The sequence below is a fragment of the Kitasatospora sp. NPDC005856 genome (assembly GCF_040629945.1).
Lineage (GTDB): Bacteria > Actinomycetota > Actinomycetes > Streptomycetales > Streptomycetaceae > Kitasatospora.
In genome coordinates, this window is sequence record NZ_JBEXWT010000222.1 from 1 (window position 1) to 1,590 (window position 1,590).

The 1,590-nt window shown below is 73.6% G+C and carries 1 protein-coding gene; it reads left to right on the plus strand.

Annotated features, from left to right (window positions below; genetic code table 11):
• Positions 1-1,590, plus strand: a 1,590-nt coding sequence (locus ABZ449_RS42095; RefSeq protein ID WP_360357455.1) for a condensation domain-containing protein, incomplete at both ends; no start/stop codon positions are given.

Below are 1,590 nucleotides of genomic sequence, written 5' to 3' on the forward strand. Positions count from 1 at the left end.
CACGGGTGACCTGGCGCGCTGGAACGCGGACGGCGCGCTGGAGTACCTGGGCCGCACCGACGACCAGGTGAAGCTGCGCGGTTTCCGCATCGAGCTGGGCGAGATCCAGGCCGTGATCGCCGAGCACGCGCGGGTGGCACAGGCCGCAGTGGTGGCGCGTGCGGACGCGCCCGGCGACGTGCGGCTGGTCGCCTACGTGGTGGCCGCCGCCGGTGCCGACGGCGAACTCCCGCAGGACATCCACGCGTTCGCCGCGCAGCGGTTGCCGGAGTACATGGTGCCCTCGGCGGTGGTGGTGCTGGACGCGCTGCCGGTGACCATCAACGGCAAGCTGGACCGCCGCGCGCTGCCCGCCCCGGACTTCGCGGCCGTCGCGGGTGCCGGTCGCGGTCCGGCCACCCCGCAGGAGGAGCTTCTGTGCGGGGCGTTCGCGCAGGTGCTGGGCCGGGAGAGCATCGGGGCCGAGGACGACTTCTTCGCGCTGGGCGGGCACTCGCTGCTGGCGGTGCGGCTGATCAGCCGGATCCGTGCGGTGCTGGGCGTGGAGCTGCCGCTGCGGGCACTGTTCGAGGCGCCGACGGTCGCGGCGCTGGCCACCCGGCTCAGCGTTGCGGGCCAGGTCGCCCGGGTGGCGCTGGTCGCCGGGGAGCGTCCCGAGCGGCTGCCGCTCTCCTTCGCGCAGCAGCGGTTGTGGATCGTCGGGCAGCTGGAGGGGCCGAGCGCCACCTACAACCTGCCGGTCGCGCTGCGGCTGTCGGGCGAGGTGGACCGGGAGGCGATGAACGCGGCGCTGCGGGATGTGCTGGGTCGGCACGAGGTGCTGCGCACGGTGCTGACCGTCGCCGACGGCGAGCCCTACCAGCGGATCCTGGAGCCGGACGAGTTCGAGTGGGAGCTGGAACTGGTCGAGATCGCCTCGGACGAGCTGGCAGCCGCGGCTGCCGAGGCGGCGCGGCACGTGTTCGACCTCTCGGCGGACGTGCCGGTGCGGGCGTGGCTGTTCACGGCGGGCCCGGACGAGCACGTCCTGGTGCTGCTGGTGCATCACATAGCGAGTGACGGCTGGTCGATGGGCCCGCTGTCCCGGGACATCGCCGCCGCGTATGCGGCGCGCTCGGAGGGCCGGGCCCCGGAGTGGGCGCCACTGCCCGTGCAGTACGGGGACTACGCCCTGTGGCAGCGCGAACTGCTCGGCGGGGCGGACGAACCGGGGAGTCTGCTGTCGCGGCAGGTGGCGTACTGGCGCGAGGAACTGACCGGTGCGCCGGAGGAGTTGGAGCTGCCCTTCGACCGCCCGCGTCCGGCGGTGGCGAGTCACCGTGGGCATACCGTGTCGCTCACTCTCCCGGCCGAACTGCACACCCGGCTGGTGGAGTTGGCGCGGGCCGAGGGCGTGACCATGTTCATGGTGCTGCAGGCCGCGCTGGCGGTGCTGCTGTCCCGGATCGGCGCGGGGACCGACATCCCGATCGGCGCGGCGGTGGCCGGGCGCACGGACGAGGCGCTGGACGACCTGGTCGGGTTCTTCGTCAACACCCTGGTGGTGCGCACGGACCTGTCCGGTGACCCGTCGTTCCGCGAGGTGCTGGG